General features: G+C 67.0%; 4 protein-coding genes. All 4 read right to left on the bottom strand.

Going from position 1 to position 5,379, the window contains the following annotated elements:
• On the bottom strand, positions 1–1,039 hold a 1,039-nt coding region (locus AC1VTH_RS06355), incomplete at its 3' end, for a 2Fe-2S iron-sulfur cluster-binding protein (protein ID WP_481335333.1).
• A gap of 13 nt (positions 1,040–1,052) precedes the next feature.
• Positions 1,053–1,583, bottom strand: coding sequence for a 4Fe-4S binding protein (locus tag AC1VTH_RS06350; protein ID WP_481335331.1), 531 nt, complete (start codon positions 1,581–1,583; stop codon positions 1,053–1,055).
• Positions 1,584–1,716: 133 nt separating this feature from the next.
• Positions 1,717–4,719, bottom strand: a complete 3,003-nt coding sequence (gene ygfK, locus AC1VTH_RS06345) for a putative selenate reductase subunit YgfK (RefSeq protein ID WP_481335330.1) — start codon at positions 4,717–4,719, stop codon at positions 1,717–1,719.
• 190 nt (positions 4,720–4,909) lie between these two features.
• Positions 4,910–5,379: amidohydrolase family protein (locus AC1VTH_RS06340; protein WP_481335328.1), on the bottom strand; the 470-nt coding region annotated here is incomplete at its 5' end.

The raw sequence follows: 5,379 nt of genomic DNA, 5'->3' as shown, positions 1-5,379 counted from the left end.
TGAATGCCGAGTTGGCGAGGGCCGTCGCGGCGTCGCCACGGGTGACGTGGCGGCTCTGGCAGACGTTGTCTTTGAGCTCGACCGTGTTGCCAAAGGCAAAGAAGCTGTCGTGGATCTTGGGCGCGTCCTCGGCCTTGGCCTCCTCGATGGAGCGGATGGGCTCGAGCTCCTCGTAACTGATCTTCACGAGCTTCTTGGCGCGCTCGAGGGTCTTGGCGTCCTCGGCCACGACCAGCGCTATGGCGTCGCCCACGCAGCGGGTAATGTCGCCCTCGGCGATCATGACGTCCCAGTCCTGGATGAGGTGGCCCACCTGGTTGTGGGGCACGTCTGCGGCGGTGAGCACGCCCAGGACGCCGGGAAGTGCCTCGGCCTTGCTCGCGTCGATCGACAGCACGCGGGCGCGCGGGTACTTGGAGCGGATGGCCGAGGTGTAGGCCATGCCCGGGAAGTCTCGCTCGTCCATATCGTCGGGGTACTTGCCAAAGCCAAGCACCTTGCGGCGGACGTCGACGCGGAAGATCTGCTCGCCCACGGCGTAGTTGTCACCACGCTCGGCGGCCGGGTCGATCTTCTCGTCTCCGCGCAGGATGGCGGCGGCGAGCTTGATGGCCACGAGGATGCGCTTGTAGCCGGTGCAACGGCAGACGTTGCCCTTGATGGCCTGGGCGATCATGGGGCCCGAGGGATCGGGCTCGCGGCGGCACAGGGCCGCTCCGCACATGACCATGCCCGGGATGCAGAAGCCGCACTGAACGGCGCCGGCGACGCCAAAGGCATAGACGAACGCCTCCTGCTCCTCCTCGGTGAGACCCTCGATGGTCACGATGTCGTGGCCCTGGGCGAGCTTGGTGGTGAGGACGCAGGACTTGACAGCCTGGTTGTCAACAATGATGGTGCAGGTGCCGCAGGCGCCCTCGGAGCAGCCGTCCTTGACGCTCGTGAGCTTGAGGTCGTCGCGCAGGTAGCGAAGGAGCGGCTTGTTCTCTGTGGTGGTGTAGTCGCTGCCGTTGATGTGCAGCGTGTACTCAGATGCCATCGTCTTCTCCTCCCTACTTCTCGGCCACGATGCCAAAGGCATCGCGGATGACGTTTCTGGGGCACTTGGTGGCGCACATGCCGCAGGCAATGCAGTGCGCCCAGTCGATCACGGCGTGGTTGTCGACCACGTGGATGGCGCCGGACGGGCAGGCTCGCTCGCAGGCGCCGCAGGCGATGCAGCTGTTGTCGCACTCGAGCTTGGCGTCGGAGCCCTTCTCGGTGTTGGAGCAGCGCGCCGTGATCGTGAACTCGCGCTCGACGAGCTGGATGACTTTCTGCTCGCAGGAGCGTACGCACAGGCCACAGCCGATGCAGGCGTCGCGGTCGACGACGGCGACGCCGCGCTCGTTGATGTGGATGGCATTCTTGCGGCAGACGCCCACGCAGGTGGCGCAACCGATGCAGCCCTGCTTGCAGCCCTGCAGGTCGCAGCCGCCGGCGCACATGACGACGGCAATCGGGCGGGGCTTTCTCGGACGCTTGGGCGCGCCCGGCTTGGTGGGGGCCTTCGCTTGATCGTACTTATGCTTGTCGTAGGCCATGGCACGGCCTTTCGTTTCTCGCGGGACGCGCGGGCGCAGGCACATGCGTCCGCGCCCGCGCGTCCAATACTGTCCATAACTCCCTAGAAGATGCGGCCGGGCGCGGGAGGGACGCCCGGCCGCCTAACGCATGCTACTTGGCGAGCAGGTAGGCGTAGTTGTCGCGCACGGCGGCAATCGTCAGGCGAACCTCCTCGGGCAGGCCGCAGTTGGCGTCATCGACGTCGTAGGAGCCGATGCCGTCCTTGAGGCGAACGAGGAAGGTGCCGTCGGCCTGGGGCAGGAAGCCTCGGTTCTCGGAGTTGCCCATGTCCTCGGCGCTCCAGAACAGCGTGAGCTTGTCCTTGAACGGGCGGCCGCTCCACGGGCAGAACACGGCGCAGTTGCCGCACTCGTTGCACATGCCGTCGACGTGGACGACCTGGTGCTGAGCAAGGCCCGGGACGGTGATGGAGACGTTGGCGCGGTTGGGGCAGACGTCGCAGCAGGCCTCGCAGACGGTGGCGCAGCCAAGGCAGCCGGAGTTGTTCTGGCAGCCGGCGCAGCCCAGGCGCAGATCGCCCTTGCGCTCGTAGCAGCTGGCCTCGTGGCCGGCGCGGACGTTGGCCTCGGAGTACTTGGAGAAGTCGACGCCGCACATCTGCTTGGCAACCTGCTGGGCGTCGGCGATGGCATCGACGAAGCGGGCGGGGCCACGGCGGCAGTCTCCGGCAGCCCAGACGCCCTCGACGCCGGTGGCGCAGCCGGCCGGACGGCCACGGCGGTCGGTCTCGACGCCGGCGGCCTCGTAGAGGTCGCCCTCGATGTGCTCGCCCACGGCGCAGATGACCGCGGTGGCCGGGACCTCGATGGTCTCGCCGGTGGCAACGGGGCTGCGGCGGCCAGACTCGTCGGGCTCGCCCAGGACCATCTTGTCGCAGGTCAGGACGCCGTCACGCACGCCCTTGGGGGCAACGAGCTCGACGAGCTCGACGCCCTCGGAGAGGGCCTCGGCGAGCTCCTCCTCGTCGGCGGGCATGTAGCGCTTGGTGCGGCGGTAGCAGATGCGGACGTTCTCGACGCCCGGAAGGCGCTTGGCGACGCGGGCGGCGTCCATGGCGGTGTTGCCGGCGCCCACGATGACGACGTCGGAGCCGAGGCTCGAGAGGTCCTCGCCGCGCTTGGCGGCACCGAGGAAATCGAGGACGTCGATCTCCTCGCCGTACTCGAGGCCCACGTGGCCGGGAGCCCAGGCACCGCAGCAGACCACGACGTCGGTGTAGCCGGCAGCCTTGAGCTCGTCGACGCTCTTGACCTCGACACCGAGCTTGACCTCGGCGCCAAAGGCGCAGCACAGCTCGACGTCGCGGTCGATGTCCTCGTCGGCGATGCGGAACGCCGGGATGATGTGGCGGGCGACGCCACCCAGGGTGTCCCTGCGTTCGAAGATCGTGACCTTGGCGCCGGCGCGCGTCAGGAAGAACGCGCAGGCCAGTCCGGCCGGGCCGCCGCCGATGACGGCGACGTTCTTGCCCTGGGCGCCCTCGACGGACTCGGGCTTGTTGGCCTTGATGGAGGCCAGCAGCTCGTCGATGCCACCGCGGGCGGCCTTGAGCTTGGAGGCGCGGATGGCAGCGCCCTCGGGCTCGTAGAAGGCGCGCATGCACTTGGTGCCGCAGGGGTGCGGGCAGAGGTTGCCGGTGATGAAGGGCAGGGCGTTGCGCTCGGCGATGATGGCCAGGGCGTCGGCCAGGCGACCCTCGTCAACGGCGGCCAGGTAGGCCGGGATGTCCTGCTCGATGGGGCAGCCGTTGCGGCAGGGCGAGGTGAAGCAGTTCGTGAGCGGCAGCGGCCAGTCGAGCTTGTGGCTTGGAACCGGCTTGATGGGCTTGTTGTACTTGGGGTCGGCCGCGACGGCCTCGTCAAGGGCGGTCACGGCGGCGACGTCGACTTCGTCCTTGCGCTCGACGCCCTCGAGGACGTGCGAGATCTGGCTGAAGCGCTCGTAGCCACCGGGCTTCAGGACGGTCGTGGCCATGGTGATAGACCAGATGCCCGCGCCGTAGAGGCTCTTGATGTTCTGGGCGTCGGCACCGCCGGAGTAGGAGATGCGCAGCTTGCCATCGAACTCGGAGGAGATCTTCTGGGCAAGGTGGATAGTCAGCGGGTACAGCGAGCGGCCGGACATGTACATCTCCTCGCTCGGCAGCTCCTTGCGGGTTACGTCGACCGGGAAGGTGTTGGTGAGCTTGACGCCAAAAGCGAGGCCACGCTCCTGCGTGAGGGCGATGAGACGCTTGAACATCGGCACGGCGTCGGCCCACTGCAGGTCCTCGACGAAGTGCTTGTCATCGAAGGCGATGTAGTCGAAGCCAAGGCTGTTGAGGCGCTCGCGGGCGTACTCGTAGCCCAGAAGGGTCGGGTTGCACTTGATGTAGGTGTTGAGGCCCTTCTCGGTGATGAGGTAGGTGGCGATGCGCTCGATCTCGTCGGGCGGGCAGCCATGAAGCGTCGACTCGGTGACGGAGCTCGAGACGTGCGGGCTCACAGAGTTGACGAAGTCGGCGTCGACGTGCTCGAAGCGGTCGAGGTTGGCGAGGGCCCAGTCGCGGCACTCGGCCCAGACGGCGGTGTTGGAGGCGTCCTTCATGCCCTCGATGTAGGCGTCGACCTTGGCGCTCTTGATGCCCTCGAGGTCATAGCCCACGCTCATGTTGAAGACGAAGCCGTTGGGGTCGCCCAGGCCAAGCTCGCGGGCGAGCAGCTTGCAGGCCCACCAGGCCTTGATGTACTCGCTCATGGCCTGCGGGACCTCGAGCTCGGTCGACCACTCGCAGTTGTAGCACTCGTCCTCAGCCACGATGCAGGGCTTGGCGACGCACTTCGACAGCTCGGCGCCGTCTATGACCTGGACGGTCTTGAGCTCGAAGAAGCGGGCGCCGGCAACGTAGGAGGCAACGATGTTCTGCGTGAGCTGGCTGTTGGGGCCCGCGGCCGGGCCAAAGGGGGTCTCGATCTTCTCGGCGAAGATCGGGTCGGCGCCGCCCTCGTGACGCACGATCTTGCGAACGCCGAAGATGCTTCCCTTCTCGGTGTTCTCGGTGAGGATCCAGTCCATAAGCCGTGCGAACGGGATCGGCCTCATGATGTCGCTCATTGTGAGCTCCTCTCCTGCCCAGCCGAGACCGCGCGGCATGGGCGAGTTGAATAACGCGCGGGTGGCACCCGCGCGCGACGGCCCCGCGGAGGTCGTCTGCCGCGCCCGGGCTCCCCGGCCCAGACGCGGTTTGCCCGACGCCCACAAGGGGGCGCCGGGCTCACGGACCGGCGAGCCGGCCCGAGGTTACCTAGTAGGTGCGGTTGTTGAGCGTACCCCAGAGCTTCTTGGACTGCTCGAGCGTCCAGGCGTTGATGCGCTCCTCGTCGAAGGCCACGAATTCGCGGTCCTTGTAGAGAACCTTGCCGTTGACGATCGTGGTGCGGCAGTTCTTGCCCATCATGCCGAACAGCATGTGGCCGTCGATGTTCTCGTCGGAGAAGGGCGTAAAGACCGGGTAGTCCATGACGATGACGTCGGCCGCGGCGCCGGGCGTGAGGGCGCCGATCTTGCGGTCGAAGTACTTGGAGGCCATCGCGTAGTTGTTCTTGAACAGCATGGTCATGGCCTCGCCCCAGCCCACGTTGGGCATCGCGGCGTTGTGGCGCTGGATGATGAGGAAGACCTTGAGGCTCTCGAGCATGTCATGGGTGTAGGCGTCGGTGCCCATGCACACGGGGATGCCGCGGCGGAAGAACTCGAGCACGGGGGCGCAGCCCA

The organism is Parolsenella sp. (genome assembly GCF_982402205.1).
This window is presented reverse-complemented; position numbering and strand designations above follow the sequence as displayed.

Excerpts from the sequence above, each read along its gene's own strand:
- AC1VTH_RS06350 (WP_481335331.1), bottom strand. The coding sequence starts at position 1,583 with ATGGCCTACGACAAGCATAAGTACGATCAAGCGAAGGCCCCCACCAAG.
- ygfK (WP_481335330.1), bottom strand. The coding sequence starts at position 4,719 with ATGAGCGACATCATGAGGCCGATCCCGTTCGCACGGCTTATGGACTGG.